15 protein-coding genes are annotated in these 19,932 nt (G+C 33.0%); 12 read left to right on the top strand and 3 right to left on the bottom strand.

All coding sequences use genetic code 11. The annotated features are described in order from the left end of the window. The first annotated feature begins 625 nt into the window (after positions 1-625). Positions 626-2,197, top strand: coding sequence for a hypothetical protein (locus IIF7_RS19860; protein WP_084843435.1), 1,572 nt, complete (start codon positions 626-628; stop codon positions 2,195-2,197). 16 nt (positions 2,198-2,213) lie between these two features. Continuing rightward, positions 2,214-2,564 carry a bleomycin resistance protein gene (locus IIF7_RS19855; RefSeq protein ID WP_084843434.1) on the top strand — a complete coding sequence of 117 codons (351 nt, stop codon included), beginning with the start codon at positions 2,214-2,216 and terminating at the stop codon, positions 2,562-2,564. Between the two features lie 593 nt (positions 2,565-3,157). On the opposite strand, the gene IIF7_RS19850 is transcribed toward IIF7_RS19855, so the two are convergent. Then, positions 3,158-3,490 (bottom strand): YegP family protein, encoded by a 333-nt coding sequence (locus tag IIF7_RS19850; RefSeq protein ID WP_084843433.1) that lies wholly within the window; start codon positions 3,488-3,490, stop codon positions 3,158-3,160. Positions 3,491-4,285: 795 nt separating this feature from the next. Between IIF7_RS19850 and IIF7_RS19845 the strand changes: the two genes are divergently transcribed. The 3 genes from IIF7_RS19845 to IIF7_RS19835 all read left to right on the top strand — a co-directional run bounded on the left by IIF7_RS19845 (position 4,286) and on the right by IIF7_RS19835 (position 5,437). After that, positions 4,286-4,507, top strand: coding sequence for a hypothetical protein (locus tag IIF7_RS19845; protein WP_084843432.1), 222 nt, complete (start codon positions 4,286-4,288; stop codon positions 4,505-4,507). A 201-nt stretch (positions 4,508-4,708) separates the two neighbouring features. Further along, positions 4,709-4,852, top strand: a complete 144-nt coding sequence (locus IIF7_RS20925; RefSeq protein ID WP_176219018.1) for a hypothetical protein — start codon at positions 4,709-4,711, stop codon at positions 4,850-4,852. A gap of 51 nt (positions 4,853-4,903) precedes the next feature. Further along, positions 4,904-5,437, top strand: coding sequence for a hypothetical protein (locus IIF7_RS19835; protein ID WP_084843430.1), 534 nt, complete (start codon positions 4,904-4,906; stop codon positions 5,435-5,437). A gap of 724 nt (positions 5,438-6,161) precedes the next feature. Here the strand turns inward: IIF7_RS19835 and IIF7_RS19830 are convergent. Both IIF7_RS19830 and IIF7_RS19825 read right to left on the bottom strand, forming a co-directional pair. After that, a complete protein-coding gene (locus IIF7_RS19830; protein WP_084843429.1) occupies positions 6,162-7,067 on the bottom strand; it encodes an endonuclease/exonuclease/phosphatase family protein in 906 nt (301 codons plus the stop codon). Between the two features lie 5 nt (positions 7,068-7,072). Further along, positions 7,073-9,373 (bottom strand): GH92 family glycosyl hydrolase, encoded by a 2,301-nt coding sequence (locus IIF7_RS19825; RefSeq protein ID WP_217806698.1) that lies wholly within the window; start codon positions 9,371-9,373, stop codon positions 7,073-7,075. 920 nt (positions 9,374-10,293) lie between these two features. Here IIF7_RS19825 and IIF7_RS19810 point away from each other — a divergent pair. The 7 genes from IIF7_RS19810 to IIF7_RS19775 all read left to right on the top strand — a co-directional run bounded on the left by IIF7_RS19810 (position 10,294) and on the right by IIF7_RS19775 (position 19,916). Further along, the gene (locus IIF7_RS19810; protein ID WP_084843425.1) at positions 10,294-11,880 is read left to right on the top strand and encodes a PepSY-associated TM helix domain-containing protein; all 1,587 of its coding nucleotides are present in this window, start codon (positions 10,294-10,296) and stop codon (positions 11,878-11,880) included. A 70-nt stretch (positions 11,881-11,950) separates the two neighbouring features. After that, complete coding sequence (locus IIF7_RS19805; RefSeq protein WP_084843424.1) at positions 11,951-14,320, top strand: TonB-dependent receptor; 2,370 nt, start codon at positions 11,951-11,953, stop codon at positions 14,318-14,320. A 25-nt stretch (positions 14,321-14,345) separates the two neighbouring features. Beyond that, positions 14,346-15,605, top strand: coding sequence for a DUF4374 domain-containing protein (locus tag IIF7_RS19800; RefSeq protein WP_084843423.1), 1,260 nt, complete (start codon positions 14,346-14,348; stop codon positions 15,603-15,605). 264 nt (positions 15,606-15,869) lie between these two features. Next, positions 15,870-16,055 (top strand): hypothetical protein, encoded by a 186-nt coding sequence (locus IIF7_RS19795; RefSeq protein ID WP_084843422.1) that lies wholly within the window; start codon positions 15,870-15,872, stop codon positions 16,053-16,055. 613 nt (positions 16,056-16,668) lie between these two features. After that, positions 16,669-18,075 carry an alpha/beta hydrolase gene (locus tag IIF7_RS19785; RefSeq protein WP_176219017.1) on the top strand — a complete coding sequence of 469 codons (1,407 nt, stop codon included), beginning with the start codon at positions 16,669-16,671 and terminating at the stop codon, positions 18,073-18,075. 429 nt (positions 18,076-18,504) lie between these two features. Further along, on the top strand, positions 18,505-19,065 hold the full coding sequence (locus tag IIF7_RS19780) for a Crp/Fnr family transcriptional regulator (RefSeq protein ID WP_084843419.1): 561 nt from the start codon (positions 18,505-18,507) through the stop codon (positions 19,063-19,065). A 77-nt stretch (positions 19,066-19,142) separates the two neighbouring features. Next, positions 19,143-19,916 (top strand): aldo/keto reductase, encoded by a 774-nt coding sequence (locus tag IIF7_RS19775; protein ID WP_084843418.1) that lies wholly within the window; start codon positions 19,143-19,145, stop codon positions 19,914-19,916. Positions 19,917-19,932: the final 16 nt, after the last annotated feature.

Here is a 19,932-nt window from a genome sequence, read left to right as displayed (position 1 = left end):
ATACTATGACCGTTTTTTGCAATCACTGGTATAGAAAATGAATAATTTAGGGTTATAAAAGTATTGAAATTGAAGGATATAATAGAGTATTTTTTGAATACCATTAAATTGGATCAATTTGTTCAAAGAAATATAAATTGGGTAAGCATATCTACTATAAACCTAGTAAATACACCTCCCTCGAAACTATCAAAATAACGACAATTAAAAATTGAGGAAGAGTAACAAATAATGGCAACATATAAACGGTTATATGCTAATATTACAGATGATTCATTTTGTTACAAGACGATATTATTATTCAATCATTCTTCACTATAATTGTGAATAATTTTGTTTAGCAGAAAAGAATAAAATATATAGCTAAAACATTCAGAATACACAGACCAAGCATTTTTGCACAATCTCTTTTAGGTATTTTCTTAAATACTCTACAAAATTTCTTACTGTATTTTTTGCAAAATGATATTTTTCAAATCCAATGTTTGATTCCGATTACCTTTAGAATTCGATGCATAAATTAGAAATTAAAAGTTTTAATTAATTTAGTATTAACTAATTAATAGATTTGTGATTTTCTTGAAGGAATTTTACATGCGAATTCAATTTTTTATCAATTGTAGATATGAAAGCTTATATTAGCACATCTTTCTATTTTATTCTTATTTTTTTATTGAATCCAAAAGTTTTTGGGCAAACGGTTTCTCCGGAGCAAATAAAATTCGTCAGACAAGGAACTCAGAGAATGATTTTCAATGAAAATCAATCAATAAAACTAGCCAGTCTTGAACCTGATCATATAATTGGTCTATCAGTAATGCATCCTACAAAGCATTATTTAAAATCTCAAGCAGATATAAATTTTGAAAATGATAATCTTGTTTTTAAATCTGAAGAAAATACCGAAACTAGTATTTGGCTGGGAGGATTTAATCCTTTTGCCACCTATGTGATTGATTTATCTTCTGTTCGTGGTAATGGAGAGTTAGGTTTTGAGTTTTCTGATGCTGCCCACAAAGAACAATTCTTCATTAAGGTCGGTTTTAAGGATACCCTTTTAACAGGAGTAAATTTTAGAGTTAATAATAATGAATCTATAATCGTAGATAAATCAGTTGCTATAAATATTGAAAAAGAACAGAAATTAAAGGGGAAAATAATACTTCAGATGCTGGGCAGCGGACTTACCGTATTTTTACAAAATAAGGGACTCCCAAAAGTAATCGGTCAGGTCGATTTTAATACTTATATCGATTTAAGGAAAAAACATTATTTAAAGAATTTTCAAACAAATATTTTTTTGCGACTAAACAAAGCCGAAGTACAAATAAAAAAAGCAAAAATAGAATTCAGTACCGGTATTGGTCTAGCAGATATCAGAGCAATTACTTACGAAAATGGAGATCCCTATATGGATCAAGATAGGTTATGGTATACAATGTCTATACGAGGCAGAGGCTTACCACATCATCTACAGGGGGTGTTTAGTATGAACCCTACAATTTTTGATATTAAACTAGAAGGAGTTATTTTATTTGATCGTAACGATGGTTTATTGCGTAATGAAATAGCTTCGCATATTTTTTACGACAGAAATAAAAATGCCTGGAGAGGAATCACTACAGGCTTTAGTGCTTATGCTAATCCTGAAAAAGAAAAAAAACAATTATTAGCCGTTGAAAGTAAAAAGGATCCGCGATTTGGTTTTTCCATCATGAAAGCTGTTCCATTTGGGATGATTGGGGATATTGAAGATCCTCACATTATATTCGATGAACAAACAAACAAATGGAGACTTCTTGCTTGTAAAAATAACGAGGGCTATAAAGCCATTATGTTAGAATCAGATAATTGGGATAAGGGATATCATCAAATAGCCGGTCCTGTGTCACATAATTCTACAGGAACATCTATTCAAAAAATAGGGAATCAACGATATTGTTTTTCAGGAAGTTCAGAACATGAAATTTTCATTTACACCTATCCCCATCTTAAAAAGGTAGGAAATTTAAAAATGGATTTAGCTCCTTGGGATGAAACATCAGGAACACGGGTCTGGCCAAATGTTCTACAATTACCAGACGGATATCCATTCCAATATATAGCATTGATGATGGATAGGTTAGATTATCCCGGTCAGAAAGGCCCACATTGGTCTTATGGTGCTATTTATCTATATCACGGTTATAATCCATAATGTAACGACTTAAAATATGCTAACAGCCATCATTCCCAAATTACCAATGCGTAACAAAGGGGTAACAAAAGATTACTACATTAATAAATTAGGCTTTAAGGAAGTTGGGGATTATGAAGGATATTTAATGGTACAAAAAGAGCATTTGGAAATTCATTTTTTTGAATTCAGGGAACTTAATCCTAAGGAAAATTATGGACAGGTATATATAAGAGTCAGCGATATTGACCGCTTATACCAAACCTTTATTGATCACAACATAGTTATTCATCCAAACGGAGCTTTAAGTACAAAATCCTGGGGACAGAAAGAATTTGCCCTACTTGATCCCGACTCCAACTTACTTACTTTCGGACAATATATTTGAAATTGTAAATTATATAGCGATAATATTCAGGCATTTAAAAAAACCTTCTTAATCTAATCATTTGCTTACAATAAGCTACTTTAAAAAAGCAGGGCGTTGATTTTTGGTTGAAGCTCTGCTTCAATAAAAATCAATGCAAAAAAACTATATCCTCCCGAAAGACTAAATATCTAAAATTTACGAACAAGGCCATTACCGATAAGCAACCGATATAATTTTGCTTATATATTCCAACTACAAAGTAACTAACTTATATTCCTCATAGTCCGAATCATTTTTATTTCGGCGATTAAATCATCCATCATGTGTTAATGTTTAATTTGAGTTCTTCAAAATCATGGAAGACTTTTACTACTTTATCTTTAAGCCTATCAAGAAAGAAATACAGGTGCAGGTAGTATTATAGTAAAAATGGAGAAACCTTCCATAAGCGATTAGGTAAAATATCTCCTTAGCTATGGTTATTAGCTCTTTTTTTTCGCTTTTGGTCACTCTAATATCTAAACATGAAAACCTGTTTCTTTTCTAATCGGAATATTTACAATTTATACGATTCTAGTAAGGACTAGAGCCCTAACTTTAAAAAAGTTCAACTATTCAAGAATAACTTCTACTGGAGCAGCATAAATCTGATTTTTCAAATCGTTTATATCCTGTTCCATTAATGTGAAACTGCTATAAATATCACTAATACCTAATCTTTTACCCGCCTGATCAACCAGTAAAAAATAAGGATTATCTCCAGAATCTGTTTCACGAGAAAAGAAGCTATCGTACATGGACTGGCTTTTAAAGTAAGTAATTCCTTTCATACAGTGATCTACTGACCGGAACGCTCCTATTCCTTTAAATAAAAAACTACCATGCACCGTTTCAAATTCAAAACGAAAAACACCAACACTTTCCTTATAGATTTTGAAATACATTATGTTATTCTTTTCTCTCTTTTGTAGAGAATTCCTTTGTCAAGATTTTCAATTTTCCGGTACTAGGACAGAATGGAATAGTCCAGAAATAAATAAAAAACGAATGCCAAAATCGCAAATATTAAAACCGAAATCAGTAATATATTATTCACTTTTGGCAACTTCATAGGTGCTGTTTATGAAATAAGGTAGCATATTACTTGTTATGCAATGAAAATATCATCGTTTTTAACTCAAGTTTAAAGTGCTTCAGTACTTTATCGATATAATAGGTTAATCATCTTATTACTTATGATAATTGGCAGGAAATAATAAAGTACAAATTCTATAGATCAAATATTTATTCGCTCTAAAAATCAGCCAGAAGTTTGAATTTTCAAATTACATATCATATTTAAAATTATGCAGGATTTGAATCACAGCTATAAAATCCATAATCTATTTATAATCAACAACTAAAACATTAAAAAACCTTTCCCATATTGAAAACTACAAAAAACGAGAGCACGATAATTTTCAAAAAACATGTAAATTTTCAAAAGAATACTGAAATATTCAAAACCTATATAAAATCTTGAAGGCTTGGAAAGTGATGAACTAAATCCTAATATTAAATACAAAACATTTCTAGGATAGCAACTTGAATTTGTTCCTGTTTTTTTATAAAAATAAAATACTATAAGAGCACTCGTAATCCGGAAGATTCAGTTGTGTCTTTATCTAAAATAAAAATATACAAGTGCTTTTATTATGGTACAAATTTTACTATAATAAATTAAAACTAAATTCAACGCAATGCGGAACAGGTTAATTATTCTTATTGCCATTTTCTCGATAATGAGTTGTAGACAGCAGCAAAATTCAGAAAACACAGCACAAATAGAAATTATATCTAAAAATGATCAAAGTGAGTTTCAGAATATCATACATAAGAAATATTCTCACATATCCGATATTGAAGCTTTGTCCGGATACAAGCCTACTAGGGGTACGGTAATCAATGTTTATACTGAATAGGAATATAGATATGGATTTCAGGAAGTAATAAAGGAAAATGAAATTCTATTACTTTATACAGAAATAAAAACCAATGACTTTTATGAAAAAGAATATGAGATTTTAGATGCATTAAGATTGAGGAATATAAAAAAAACGCAATTTTTATCCTTTGCTTATTGCTCAAAAGACGGAAAATTTGACGGTCAAATAGCAGTACTTGTGGATACAATCAATAATGCGCATCCTGCTAATTTCGAACAAATTGTAAAGGCATGGAATGCTAATGAAAGTCTAGAAAAATTTGAAGAAATATCTATTGAAGGAATTACCTGTGAAAATTCAGATTTTAGTGCTATCCAATAACACTTCTGAATTTATCTTCAATTTATAGCATAACCTACTCAAAAAACGATCATGAATATCATCGGAAGGAATAATAATTTAAAATTCTACCTGCACAAATCTTTTAAGAGTCAACTTTTTTTACCTATAAGTTACTATATATCATGGAAATTAGAAAATGACTGGGATGACTACAATGAACTTTATCATGCTATTAACTACATTAATAATATAAAAAACGAAAAGGACGTTTGGTTTGATATACACACAATACAAAGAGATAACAAGATTATTGGGGTTTTAACTATTGTTGGAGGCAAAATTGAAAATCTAGGTATTCAATATGATAAAGAAACAGATAACACCTTACTGCTTAAATATTTTCATATTGTAGAAAAAGGCGCCGGACTCGGAAGCTACTGGCTTAAATCGATTATATTCCCATATTACCAAGAAAAAGACTACTCTAAAATTTTCGTTAGTAGTAGTCATCCAAAGTCTTTTAATTTTTATAGAAAATTAGGCAAAGAAATTATGAGCAATACAAAATCAAGTGACAATAAGTTATATAATCGACAAAGTAAAACCTTTTTAATTTACTTGTAATACTGAAATTCATTCCTTCATAACGTATATCATATAGGTTAAGACTAAAAATCCCCTATTTGATATTCACATTCTTAATCATATTACTTAATAGAATAAAATCAAATAGGGGTGCCATTGTTGCGAGAATACACCCCTATTCATTTCCATAAAATTGCATGATATGGATAATAAAAATAAAGAATAAAAATTACATTACAAAAATACCTGTTTAATTTCATATGACTTAAAACGAAATTATCTATGATCATTTTAAAATTTCTGTGCCATAGAAATTGATATTTGGTATCCTGAGCTAAATCTAATACTTACTAAATGAAGCTTTATGAGCTACAGATCTATTTCATTTTTAATACAGCACTTTTAAGTCGAAAATGAAATATGTACCAACTCAAAAGAAGGAATACTAACCAGCTAAAACTAATATAGATAATGGCCCAAAAGGTGACCTGATATTTAGTCATTAAGCTGTATACATTAACCCCATAAAAATAGCATACAAAGACCAATTTAAAAATCTCCACTTCCCCATGATCGATTGATTGTTTTTTTACGTTTTATGCTTTTACGCTTAAATGGTAATATAATATTGGTTTGAATCCAACCTATTACGGATGATAAAAAGAAATATAGTTAATGTTCCATCCGGGATGGTACTACATCAATCCTATACAAATTCATTAAATTACATAAAGTTCAAATACTATTCTTAAATCAGTCTCTTTTATTCTATTCTGATCACAGCCAATAATGGATAATGGTCTGATGGCAATCTTGCCTGTTGTATTTTCAAACTAATTTCTTTGGGAAAATCACCTTTATCAATAATACCTTTCACTCGATCTGCTTCAAGATGATAGATATCTGTTAAAATGCCATGTTTTAAAGCATGTACATTTTTCGTGATAAATATATGATCTATTCTTTTGTCTGAATTTGCATTAGTATTAAAACCATTATACGTTCCCTCAGCTCCATATTTCAGAGGAACTACGTCATAGGCATCGGTAATGAGTGGAGATTGTTCAAAAACTTTAAAACTATCACTGTGCTGATCTACGTTAAAATCACCGGTTAATATTGTTGGCGCTCCGGAAGCAATTTCTTTAATCTTTTCTAAAATTAGTTTAGCGCTCTCTTTGCGTGCTTCTACCCCAACGTGATCAAAATGTGTATTGAAAAAATAGAATACTTTCCCAGAAGCTTTTTCTTTAAACTTACCCCAGGTACAAATTCTAGGTAGTACAGCATCCCATCCTTTTAGCGGTTTCTCAGGATGTTCCGAAAGCCAGAAATCACCATGATCAAGTATTTTAAATAATTCTTTTTTATAAAAAATAGCAGAATGTTCACCGGCTTGTTTTCCGTCATCACGTCCTACACCAATTCTTGAATAACCAGGTAAATTCCCATCAAGATTCTTTAGCATATGTGACAAACCTTCCTGAGTACCTAGAATATCAAAATCATGAAAGCGAATAAGCCCTGCCACTATTTCTTTCCTATAATTCCAATTATTTAAAGAATCTGCAGGATTATCATAGCGGAGATTAAAACTACCAACTCGCAGTTCCTGTGCATAATTTGATAAATTAAAAAGTAATGCGAAAATTATAATTATTCTTTTCATAATATTTAATTGGTTTTAGAAAGAGAATAAGGAGTATCCTTTTCGGAAGTTCCTCTTTTTTTATTAGGTGTACTACTCATATCAATTTTAATACTTGCTCCATCTTTCAGGGTATTAAAGTCAAGATAGTTTCTACTTGAAACTTTGCCATTAAGTTGAAGCTTATCTATATAGATATTTTCATCGCTATTTTTAGAAGCAGAAATATTTATGTTTGTTCCAAAGTCGGTATGAATTTTAATTTCTTTAAAAAGTGGCGCTCCCAAAACATACTGATCGACACCGGGACAAACCGGGTAAAAGCCCATAGCAGAGAATACATACCAGGCAGAGGTTTGTCCGTTATCTTCATCACCACAATAACCATCTGGTGTTGGTTTATACATCCTATTTAAGGTCTCCCTAACCCAATATTGGCTTTTCCAGGGCTGCCCTGCATAATTATATAAATATATAATATGTTGTGCTGGTTGATTACCATGTGCATATTGTCCCATATTGGCCACTTGCATCTCGCGCATCTCATGAATTATTCCACGCCCATTTTTGCGAGGCAAAATAGTTGAAGGAGCATTAAATATAGTGTCCAATTGCTTAATAAAAGCTTTTTTTCCTCCCATTAAACCAATAAGACCATCGATATCATGAAATACAGACCAGGAATAATGCATACTATTTCCTTCTGTAAATCCACGTCCCCAATCAATAGGATTAAAATCATCTATAAATTCACCAGAAGCTAATTTCGGCCGCATAAACTTTGTCTCCGGGTCAAAAAGATGCTGATAATTTAAACTACGTTTCTTGTAAAATTCAACTATACTATCGGACTTGTTCAATGCCTTTGCTAGCTGATAAATTGTAAAATCATCATAGGCGTATTCAAGAGTTCTGGAAGCGTTTTGGTTAATTCCCACATCAAAAGGAATATATCCATATTGTTGATAATATGATATCCCTTCCCTACCCACTGCTGAAATAGGGCCTGTATTATTTGCGCCTTTTAATAAAGCTTCGAAAAGTAATTCTATATTGTAACTATAATCGTCTCCAAGCTTTTGAAATCCATCAGCTACTACGGAAGCTGAATTATTTCCAATCATAATATTTCGGAATCCCGGACTGGCCCATTCCGGTAACCATCCTGACTCTTTATAAGTATTCACAAGACCTTCCTGCATTTTATAAGCCATGTCAGAATAAACAAGGTTCATTAGAGGAAATAATGCTCTAAAAGTATCCCAAAAACCAGTGTCTGTGAACATATATCCTTCTTCTATGTTACCATTATATGGACTGTAATGAATTGCCTTCCCTGTAGCATCATATTCATAAAACATTCGAGGAAATAATAAGCTTCGATACAGACAGGAGTAAAACGTTTCCATTTGTGGTAGGCTGCCTCCAGAAACCTGTATTTTCCCAAGGGTTGAATTCCATTTCTCCTTTGCCTTCTTCTTAATTTCATCAAATGAATATGGCGCTACTTCATTTAAATTTTGTTCAGCCTGCTCGATACTGATAAATGATGAAGCCACTTTTATCTCTACGGAGGTGTTTTTAACTTCAGTTGCAAATTTTATACCCGCACCAGAATGATCGGACTCCAAACTAAGTTGATCCAAAAGCTTATCTCCTTCAAATGTTTTAGCAAGGTCAATATCTTTATCAAACTTTAAAACAAAATAATTTTTAAAATTCCCAGGCACTCCTCCACTATTTTTAGTGGTATAACCTACAATCTTATGTTCTTTTGGAAGTACTTTTACAAAAGAACCTTTATCAAAAGCATCTAAAACCAGATAAGCATTATCAGTGTGGTGATACTGAACTCTGAAGACTGCTGCTCTTTCTGTAGGTGCTATTTCCGTTGTTATATTATGATCAGCAAGAAAAACCTTATAGTAGTATGGTGTTACAACTTCTGATTTATGGGAAAACCAGCTCTCCCTTTGCTTCTCCGTAAATCGAAGACTATCAGACACCGGCATAATTGAAAACTGTCCATAATCATTCATCCATGGGGATGGTTGGTGTGTCTGTTTAAACCCTTTAATTTTTCTCGAATTATAGGTATAGGTCCAACCACTACCCATCTCACCGGTTTGCGGAGTCCAAAAATTCATCCCCCAAGGTACGGCTATGGCAGGATAAACATTTCCAGTCGACAACTCAAAATTGGAATCTGTTCCCATTAATGGTCGAACAAAATCTACAGGGTTCTCAGAGAATTGATCTACGCTATATTGTCCATAACAGAAACACGAGACTATTAGAAGACAGAAGAATAAATAATTTTTCATCATTAAAATTTAAAGCTAAATCGATTTATAAGCTAATTTAGCCTTACTTGTGTTAGCTGCAAAATTATTTTACCTAAAGTTTCGCTAGAGTTCTTTTACGCATTACAGCTTTTGATAGTTTAGGCTAAAAGCCATTTTATTATACTTGCCATAAAAATTATTGTATGCTACCCCCTCTATTTCAAACGACTAAAAAGACACTTGTAAGAGAAATAAAAAATTCCTAAAATGACCTTATTTTTATTAAATCTAAATTAATATATTTGTTTTCCAGAAATAGAAAACCAAGCATTAAATGATCACGCTAACCATATCAGTTATGCTATTAGGAGTATTATGCTGTTATCATACTTCGCAAAGAGCAATGATAACAAATACCAATAAAATCACTTATTGGATTTCCATTAATCATAAAAAGGCAAGAACAATAGGAGCCTTATTGATATTAATATCACTGTCTATATCCATAGTAGACCAAGGTATGGGAAGTGGATTTTTTGCTGCATTTGTAATGCTCATGAGCATATTGAGTCTAGTAGTTTTAACAGCTCCTCTTCAATTTTTCAAGTGGACTGTACTGATTACTTTAGTAGTATTATCCTTCATTATAGAATTTTTAATTTTCTAGCATGCCTGCGAATAAAAAACATCTTACAACTTCTCCATTACATCGTCTACTAAAGATAGCTACAGGTTTTGTAGGAGGCTATATAATTACGGAGTTACTCTTCATGATTTTCATCAAGTGGATAGAGGATGATTCCTCTGCGCTTATCAGTTTACAATTTATAGGATTTATGCTTTGGGCGAGCCTAATGATTTTTGCTTTCATTCCCAAAAATGGGTGGATAACATTAGCTATATATCTGACCTCAAGCATAATATTAGCCGTCCTTTTCATCATTACCCCCTAACACCTCTATATGTCTCAACGTTTATACAATATATTTTTCCACACCCATACGATCAGTGGAATTATCATAAGTGCCCTATTATATGTTATTTTCTTTACTGGATCGATTTCATTTTTACGAGATGAAATTAATGCCTGGCAACTAAATCAACCCATTGAAAAAAACTATTTCAATACCATAGATTTTGATAAAGCCCTCGATACCATGGCCTATGATCATGAACTATATGGAAGAGATATCACCTTTTCCCATCGTTATTTCGAACGACGAGTAACAACTTCATTTACGGCTTCAAAAGACAGCAGTATAGTCGATAAATCATCAGGAAGACGTGGAAATTACTTCTACATGGATATGGAATCTTACGATAAGAAAGATTATATGGAGAATTATTCTTTAGGAGAATTCTTTTACCGCTTACATTTCTTTGCTCAGCTTAACTTCTTTAGAACCTCGGGATATTTTCTGGCTGGATTGGTGGCTTTCTTTTTTCTTTTTGCTGTCATTACCGGAGTTATAGTGCATTGGAAAAAAATTATTTCCAGTTTTTACGTATTTCGTCCAAAAGCAAAATGGAAAACAATATGGACAGATGCACATGTTGCTTTAGGGATGATTGGGCTTCCTTATCAATTCATGTTCGCCGTAACCGGATGCTACCTTATAATAGGCTATACCGTTATGCTCCCTCCGGTGCAGGAATATGTATTCGATCATCAACCTGAAAAAATTCAGGAAGCACTTGATTTTACTCCTTCTATGCCTAACAAATTTCAAGGAGATAAATTGCAGAAAGAAGTATCTATTAATGAAATGATTACTAAGACCTTAGCGCAATGGCCTGATCTAATTATAGATCAGCTTGAAATTAGTAATTATCAGGATAAAGGAATGTACGTAACCATAAGTGGAACACCTGGTTTCAATCATTCTTTGGGAGGAGTGGCCTATATAACTTACTTAGGGGAAGATTATTCCATCATTGCACAAAAATCAATAGATCAACCTGTAGGCTATGCTCAAGGAGCTTTTAATATATTGAGAAGGCTTCATTATGGAGATTTTGGAGGCTATGGACTAAAACTTATTTATCTTATTTTAGGCTTTATTACCTGCTTTGTGATTCTATCAGGAGTTCATATTTGGTTGGTTGCACGAAATAAAAAAACAGTTTCGAATTATAAAAGAAAATTTAATTTCTGGCTGGTACAGGTATATACTGCAACTTGCTTATCCCTGTTTCCTGTAACGGCATTGAGCTTCGTGGTGATGAAACTAACCCATCAAATCGGAGGTCGAGAGCTACTTTACCCTCTCTTCTTTTATAGCTGGCTGGCACTGGTACTCTTTTTTCTATTTAGAAGAAACAACTATTTTACGAATAAGATCTGTCTTTTATCTGGCGGCGTTTTAAGTATTTTAGTTCCCATAAGTAACGGAATTATCACTGGTAATTGGTTATGGATTGCCGCCAGTAGAGGCTATGATCAACTACTTGTAATCGATCTATTTTGGTTGCTTTGCGGTCTAACAAGTTTCGCAGTGCTTATAAAAATGAAGAAACGCTCTACGGCACCCGTTAAAATCATATCCTAATCATTAAAAAAATCGGAAATCATTAGATTTCTTTAGTTTTTTATTTATAATTAGTCTTAATAAACATAAAATGTATTTCAAATACTTCAATTCTCTTCTACTTACGATCTTTGTTATTTGTACAATCCCGGCTATAGCGCAAGAAAATCAATCTATAAAAATTCACGGTACAGTAAAGGATGAAAATGGTGTACCCATTGAGGGCGCTAGCATTTCAATTGCCGGTACAATAAATGGCGTAATTACTGACCAAAACGGAATTTATAATTTAAAAACCAAGCTTACCGGCCCCCAGCAAATCCATGTAAGTTTTATTGGATATAAAACTCACTCAGAAAGCATCATTTTACAAAAAGGTAATAAATACCAACATGATATTATTTTAGAAATGGGCTATAATTTGAGCGAAGTTATGTTGCTTGGAAAAAATGAAATTCAAGAAATAGAAGCCTTAGCCTATAATGTCGATGTTATTGATGCCAGCAAACTCAAAAACACTAGTCTTGATGTAGCTCATGCTCTGGACAGGGTTTCAGGAATTCGAATGCGAGAAAGCGGCGGTGTAGGTTCACGAATGAACCTATCTATGAATGGTTTCCGAGGAAATCAGGTCAAAATATTTATGGATGGAATACCGATGGATAATTTCGGAAATGCGTTTCAACTCAATAATATTCCCATAAACATTGCTAAACGCATTGAGATCTACAAAGGTGTAGTTCCAGTTGGACTTGGAGCAGATGCTCTTGGAGGCGCAATTAACATAGTGACCAACACCTATGAAAAAGATCGCCTGGACCTCTCTTATTCTTATGGTTCGTTTAATACTCATCGTACCAATGTTGATATGACCAAAGTTTTTAAAAATGATGTTGTTGTAAACATTAATGCCTTCCAAAACTATTCAGATAATGACTATAAAGTAAATGTAGATGTGGCTGATGTAAATACTGGTGCATACACCAGAGATGAGGAAGTTCGTCGGTTTCATAATCAATATCATAATGAGACCTTTATTGGCAATATCGGCGTTATTAACAAATCTTATGCAGATCGTCTACTTTTTGGTGTTACACTAGGCCAAGTATATAATGAAATTCAAACTGCACAAAGATTGGTACGAGTTTTTGGGCAAAGACATTCAAGAAGTACGATTATCATGCCGAGCTTAAAATATCAAAAAAAGGATCTTTTTATAAGTGGTCTTGAGGCTTCCATAAATGCCAATTACAATTTCGGGAAAGAACAGGTTATTGATACAGTAAATCGAAGGTATGATTGGTATGGTAATTATAAAGAACTGGGAAATGGAAATGTAGGAGGAGAACAGTCCTATACACATTCTAAATTTCAAAATAATAACGGACTAATAAACGCTTCCTTTAATTATAAAATAAACCAATATCAAAAAGTATCCATAAGCAATGTCTTCTCAAGTTTTGACAGAAAGCAAGAAAATTTACTTAATCCATCGGAGAATGATTATAACCCACCTCGTAAATCTTTTAAAAATGTATTAGGACTTGGATATCAAATGGAGCAAAATGATTGGAGTGCCACTATTTTTGCAAAAAATTATAATCAGGTTAATAATTTCATTCAATCCTACAGAGACTCAGATAATGATGATTTACAGGAGATCGAACGAAATAACCGGATAAATAATTTTGGCTGGGGAATTGCCGGAACATATTTTATAAACGATAAATGGCAGGTGAAGGCTTCTTATGAAAAAAGTTATCGTTTACCCACCGGGAATGAGTTATTTGGAGACGGAAACCTTACGCTTGAAGGGAATACAAATTTAAAACCAGAGAGTAGTCATAACTATAACCTGGGGATAGCCTATTCTTTACAATTACAACATGATCATCATTTTTATATTGATGGTACACTATTATATAGAGATGCCAAAGACTTTATTCGACCACGATTAAATACTAATCAGGTACTTCAAACAATGGAAAACCTTCAGAATGTGACCAACTTTGGAGGTGAATTACAAATCAATTATACCCATAGAAACTTGCTAGCCGGAATAAACCTAACCTATGAAAACTTAAGAAATAATACAAAATACGTCGGAGGAACAGAAAGTCTTGTTTATCGTGATCGTATTCCCAATATGCCCTATTTCTATGGTAATGGAAACCTAACTTACAATTTTAAGGATGTTATACAGACCGGAAATCAATTAAGCGTAGGTTACAATCTTTTATATGTACATGCCTTCTATCGTTACTGGCCTTCTTTGGGTAGTGGCGATACTAAATATGGAATTCCTGAACAATTGTCTCATGATCTCACGGCTACGTATACTATGAATGACTTCAGTTTTACTTTAGAAATCAGGAATATTCTTGATAAAAACCTTTATGACAATTTTAGCTTACAAAAACCGGGAAGGAGTTTTACCGGTAAAGTAAGATATACATTTTAATAAATTTTAAATTAATACCTAAACAATGAAAAGAATAAAAAGTTACTTTCTTATGCTGTTAATCTCTGTAGCAATTTTTAGCTGTAGCGATGATGATTCACCATTAAATCCAGAACAGGGAGATGATGATAATTCTGAAGAACCTTCAGAGCAAGAATCTAGGTACGTCGTAGCGGCCACACCAAATGCTTTAGAAGGCGTTGCAGATTATCTCCTAAGTATTGAAAGTCTTAATTCAGGATCCGTAAGCTTAATAGGAAATGGAGTTGAACAGGATGGAACCTATCGCTATTACATTTCCAACAATAACAAATTTTTTAGTTTATTATATGGCCAGGGCAATCCAGGTGCTGTAACCACCTATCAGTTAAACGCCAACGGAGGTCTTGACATGATTTCAGATTTTCAGGCGGAGACGGTTCAATCCTTTACGAATGTCGACGATGAAATCCTTATGACTAAAATTTCAAGAAATAGCACCAATCCAATCGCAAGTTGGTACCGTCTTGATACGGAGTCTTCACAAATAGTTGATGAAGGACAAATAAATACACAAGACATTATTGACAATGATGAACTGGCATTTTTCACGTGGATGACACAAGTTGGCGATCAGGTCTATGCACCATTTATGAGTGTAAAGGCATGTTGCAATGATACCTTTGGAACAGATTATCCAGATCAGGCATGGATTGCCGTTTACTCCTACCCTGAAATGGAATTACAAAGCATTATTGAAGATGATCGAACAAGTTATATCGGCCGTTATTTCACCAGTGGTTTAGGAGTTGTTGAAAATGGTGATATTTATGCTTTTTCTTCTGCTGTGGCTACTACAAATGGAGAGGCAAGTTCGACAAAACCTTCTGCAATTACAAAAATCAATGCAGGTGAAGAAGAATTTGATGATTCCTATTTCTTTAATCTTGAGGAAGCCTCTAATGGTTATTATATGACCGAACAAACCTATGTTGGAGATGGAGTCTTTGTTTTAAATATGGATCCTACAGCTTCAAAGGGAGCATATACGACCGGAAATAGACTTGCTATTGTTAACGTTTACGATCAAAGTTTCGTTTGGGTTGAAGGATTGCCTAACGAAGATGCAATTACTTCCATTACTAGTCAGAATAATTATGTGGAAGATGGAGTTGTTCATGTTGGAGTAACAACAGATGCAGGTAGTTATATTTATCAAATAGATGTTGATAATGCTTCCGCTACCCAGGGTGTAGAAATAGAAGGAGGAACAATAACGGCCATCAGTAAATTAAGCATTGAATAGGCATTCCTAAATAAACTACTTCAAGAAAAAACATATTAGGTATCTATTTAAAAATCACCTAATATCCAGAGGTGTTATGCGATCCAGGTCGCTATAGTGATCTAAGTATCCCATGCCTATGCTTGATGAATTAACATGGAGGAAAAAATTCCTCCATGTTTTTAAAAATTTTCCGATAGCAATATATCTATTTGAAGATTATCTGGCACAGCTTATGATAATTAATAGGCATCAAATCTACCTTAATTTAACCCATTAATAACTATGAATTCCAAAATCTTCAATCTCGAAATTAAAAAGCCAATTGATTTTGAAAATCCTTTCATTATCGATAATCTCATCAAGGAGGAAATGCTCGCTCATCTACAGGTAGATTATAAAATTCTGTCTGTTTCGCTTTCCCTAAATCGTAAAGATAATTATGTAATTATTGTTGTAGTCAGTTTTTAGGATAACTAAAAAAACTAATTACAACAAAATCACATTTCAATAATTATAATAGGAGTTCCATATGCAAGCGTTAGAAATTAGCGATTTTTATATCATGACTTTTCTTTTATTTTTCTTATTTATTATAGGAGCTGTAGCTGTAGACCTAAACACCCTTAAGTTCAGGATTCAGCAAGTCCGCGAGAAATTTATGAAGAAGAGAAAAAAAAATCTTAATTTCCCCTCTCATTTTTCGAAAAAACAATTCAAAAAATAAGGATATCTAAAACGCATCAAATATCCTTCATCTCTATAAAAAGCTTATTTAGCGATAAAAAAATCATTCTATATTCTACAATTTTGATGCAACTAAAACACTTATTTCCAATTCAATAGATAGTATCTAAAAATTAGATAACCAAGATAATCCCTTTATGTTCTTTTAATTAAAATCTTAAAAGTTCAAGAGAATTTACATTATTTCAATAGCAACAATTTAAATAGTATTAAATTCGAATAATTTTAATGTGTTCTAATCTCTCATTAGATGAAGCAACCTTTTTTAGAAAATTTGCGTCTTTGAATATAGACGTCTATAAAAAGTTTTCATCAATTAATAATTAAATATATCATTTTGAAAAAATTCATCCTTTTAACAATTCTCGTTATTTACTCTATTGGGCAAGTAGAAGCTCAGTCATGGAAGTGTCCTGAAAACATAAGAATACCTGAATTTAAATCTTCAGACTGCTTTTTTTTAAAGGCCCCTCTAAACTATGACTCGGACAACACGGAGAAAATAGATTTATTTGTTAGAAAGTTTCCTGCTAAACGAAAAAGAAAAGGCTCAATTTGGCTAATACCGGGAGGACCAGGAGAATCTGGTGCGACTTTATATCCACTTATCAATCAATTTTCAGAATTATTCCCTCATATGGATATTTTTATTCCAGATCATAGGGGCACAGGTTATTCTAGTAAAATATGTCCTAAAGAAGAAGTTGTAGATTCACCCGGAGGTATGGCACTATCTAATGATGAATGGGGCCCCTGCTTCGATTACATGTATAGTAATCCGAATTACGCCAAGGCATTTACTATCACCAATGCGGCAAAAGATCTTAGCCTATTAATTAATGAACTAAGCGGTCAAGGCGAACGCTATATATACGGAGTATCCTATGGCACACAATTAGTATTACGCCTATTACAATTAGGGACAACTAACTTGGATGCAGTAATTTTAGATTCTCTCGTACCCCTTCAGGATGATGAAAAGTACGATTTGAGTCGGCGTTCTTTCATTACAAATGAAGTAGGTTTGAGTTTTCTTCAAAAATTTGATGAAACATTTCCTAATCATATCTCTATAAGAGAACAATTAAAAAATGTTATAGAACGTGCTGAAAAGGATCAGGAATTTGCTAATCAATTACCTAAACAGGATCTAACGATTCTTTTTGGAATGATGCTCGATATACCTTATGTCAGAAATAAAATACCAGAAATCATTAAAAGTCTTAATAAGGGGGATTTTAAACCATTGCAAAATTCCATAGCTAAAATTACATCTTTCTATCAGGAATACGGAGCTAACTATCAATCATCTCCAAACTCTATTCCACTTACACAAATCATTACAGCATCAGAAAATAATCTAAGGCCCGACATCACTAAAGCTAATGTAGCACAGGAATCACGAGAACTATTATTCAAGAGTCCCCTTCCTAATTTAATTGCGGAAAATACAATGCCTACCTATAAAAGAGATAATTATTTTGGTAAAATTCCAAAGCAAATGCCACCTACTTTAATCCTACATGGAAACCTGGATCCTAAAACCCATATTGAAGGAGCCAGAAAGCATTATAAGGTTTTAAAACAAGAAAACCCCTCGATTTCCTTTATTGAGATTAATAGTGCGCCACATTTTATTGCCTTGTTCGCGCCTAATGTTTTTAGAAAAGCAGTGCGAGAATTTATCCGGAAAAAATCCATAGAGGATCAAACTATGAATGAAAAGACACTTTCTTTTAAGTAATTGGAAAGGTATGCTCAATGGCGCGATCTAGAATAATAAATTCATATCTATAGACTCCTTATAAATAGGGCGATTCGAGCTCGGTTCGAATCATTTCGAGATCACAAAAGAGGCATCAATTTGATGTCTCTTTTGTGTATTATACATCCAACTAATTCTATATTTTTACCTCTTTTTATTTGAAATTTTCACATATTTTCCGGAATTCATGGGAAAATTGAAATGGAATTTGTTTTTTGTTAACCGGTTCGAACCTATTAAAATCGTTGAGGTGATAAGATTCGAACCTCATTGTTCACAGATAATTCCTTGGCTCATCAGGAAAGAACACACCTTCAAATGCGATAACATTTTACCAAATGCTTAATCTGATTTCTTATTTTGCCAAATGACAAATAGATAACTAACCATGATTATTAAATTTGTAAAATGGAAAAACTCATAGAATATATTTTACAATTTGGCAACCTCAATAAGCAGCAAATTGAACTGATTTCAAAAAATGCAACGGAAACCCAACTTCATAAGGACGAATATTTTGCAGAAGCAGGCAAAACGTTTAATCGGGTAGCTTTTGTTTTGGAAGGCGTTCTGCGTATTTGCTATTACAACAACAAAGGCGAAGAAATAACAAAGTATTTTATAGAAGAAAACAACTTCGTAGCAAATCCATACCAAAACGAAACGTTCACAGAATACATTCAGGCAGCTACAGATTGTAAATTGATAGTATTTTACCCACAACAGTGGAGCCAACTTTCCAATACAATTTTAGAATGGGATACTATTATAAATAAGATATTTCATCATGCTTTAATGAAGAAAATGGATAGGAGAAGTTCCTTGGTTTCTGAAGATGCCACAACACGTTATCTCAAATTTATAGAAAAATTCCCAAGCCTTACCAATCGGGTCCCACTTTCTTATATCGCTTCCTATCTTGGCATTACACAATCTTCCTTGAGCAGGATCAGAAAAAATATAGTATAAATCTTTTTTTGCCAAATGGCAAAAGACTTTTAGTAGAGTTGCTGCACCTTTGTTTTCATAATTGAAAAACAGAGAAAATGAATATTAAAAAAACAATTACCATTGGTGCCAATACAGCAAATCCTCTAACAGTAAAACGATTGGGTTATGGGACAATGCGTCTTCCTGGTGAACAAGTTTGGGGCGAACCAGAAAACAGAGAAGAAGCACTACAGATATTAAAAGCAACTTCTGAAAACGGGATTAACTTTCTGGATACAGCGGATTATTACGGAGAAGATGTAACCAACCGACTCATTAAAGAAGCCCTGTATCCTTATAAGAAAGATTTAGTTATTTGTACCAAAGTAGGTGCTAACAGAGGTGCCGATAAAAGTTGGGGTATTTTCGATAAGCCAGAAAATCTACGGGCAAGTATCGACAATAATTTAAAGACTTTAAAAATTGACCAAATACAATTAGTACATTTTCGTGTTATGCCCGGAACTTCCACACCCTTTGAAGAATCGTTAAATGCCATGTTCGACATGCAAAAAGAGGGAAAAATTATGCACGTAGGTGTTAGTAATGTTACCCCAGAAGAATTAACAACAGCATTATCTTTGGGAAATGTGGCAAGTGTTGAAAATGCATTTGGATACGGACAGCGAACGAGTTTTTCAGTATTTGGTCAAGAAATCAGGGGAATGCAAGAAGTAATGGATATCTGTGTAGAAAATGATATTCCAATGATTCCTTTCTTTTCTTTGCAAAATTCTTTATCTAAAAACGAAAACAAAATTGCTGAAATTGCAGAAAAATACAATGCCACGCCCGCACAAATAAATTTAGCGTGGTTACTGCATGGATGAGCCGGCCATAGTGAAC

Origin of the sequence: Zunongwangia atlantica 22II14-10F7 (genome assembly GCF_002094855.1) — a bacterium.
Classification (GTDB): domain Bacteria; phylum Bacteroidota; class Bacteroidia; order Flavobacteriales; family Flavobacteriaceae; genus Zunongwangia; species Zunongwangia atlantica.
This window is presented reverse-complemented; position numbering and strand designations above follow the sequence as displayed.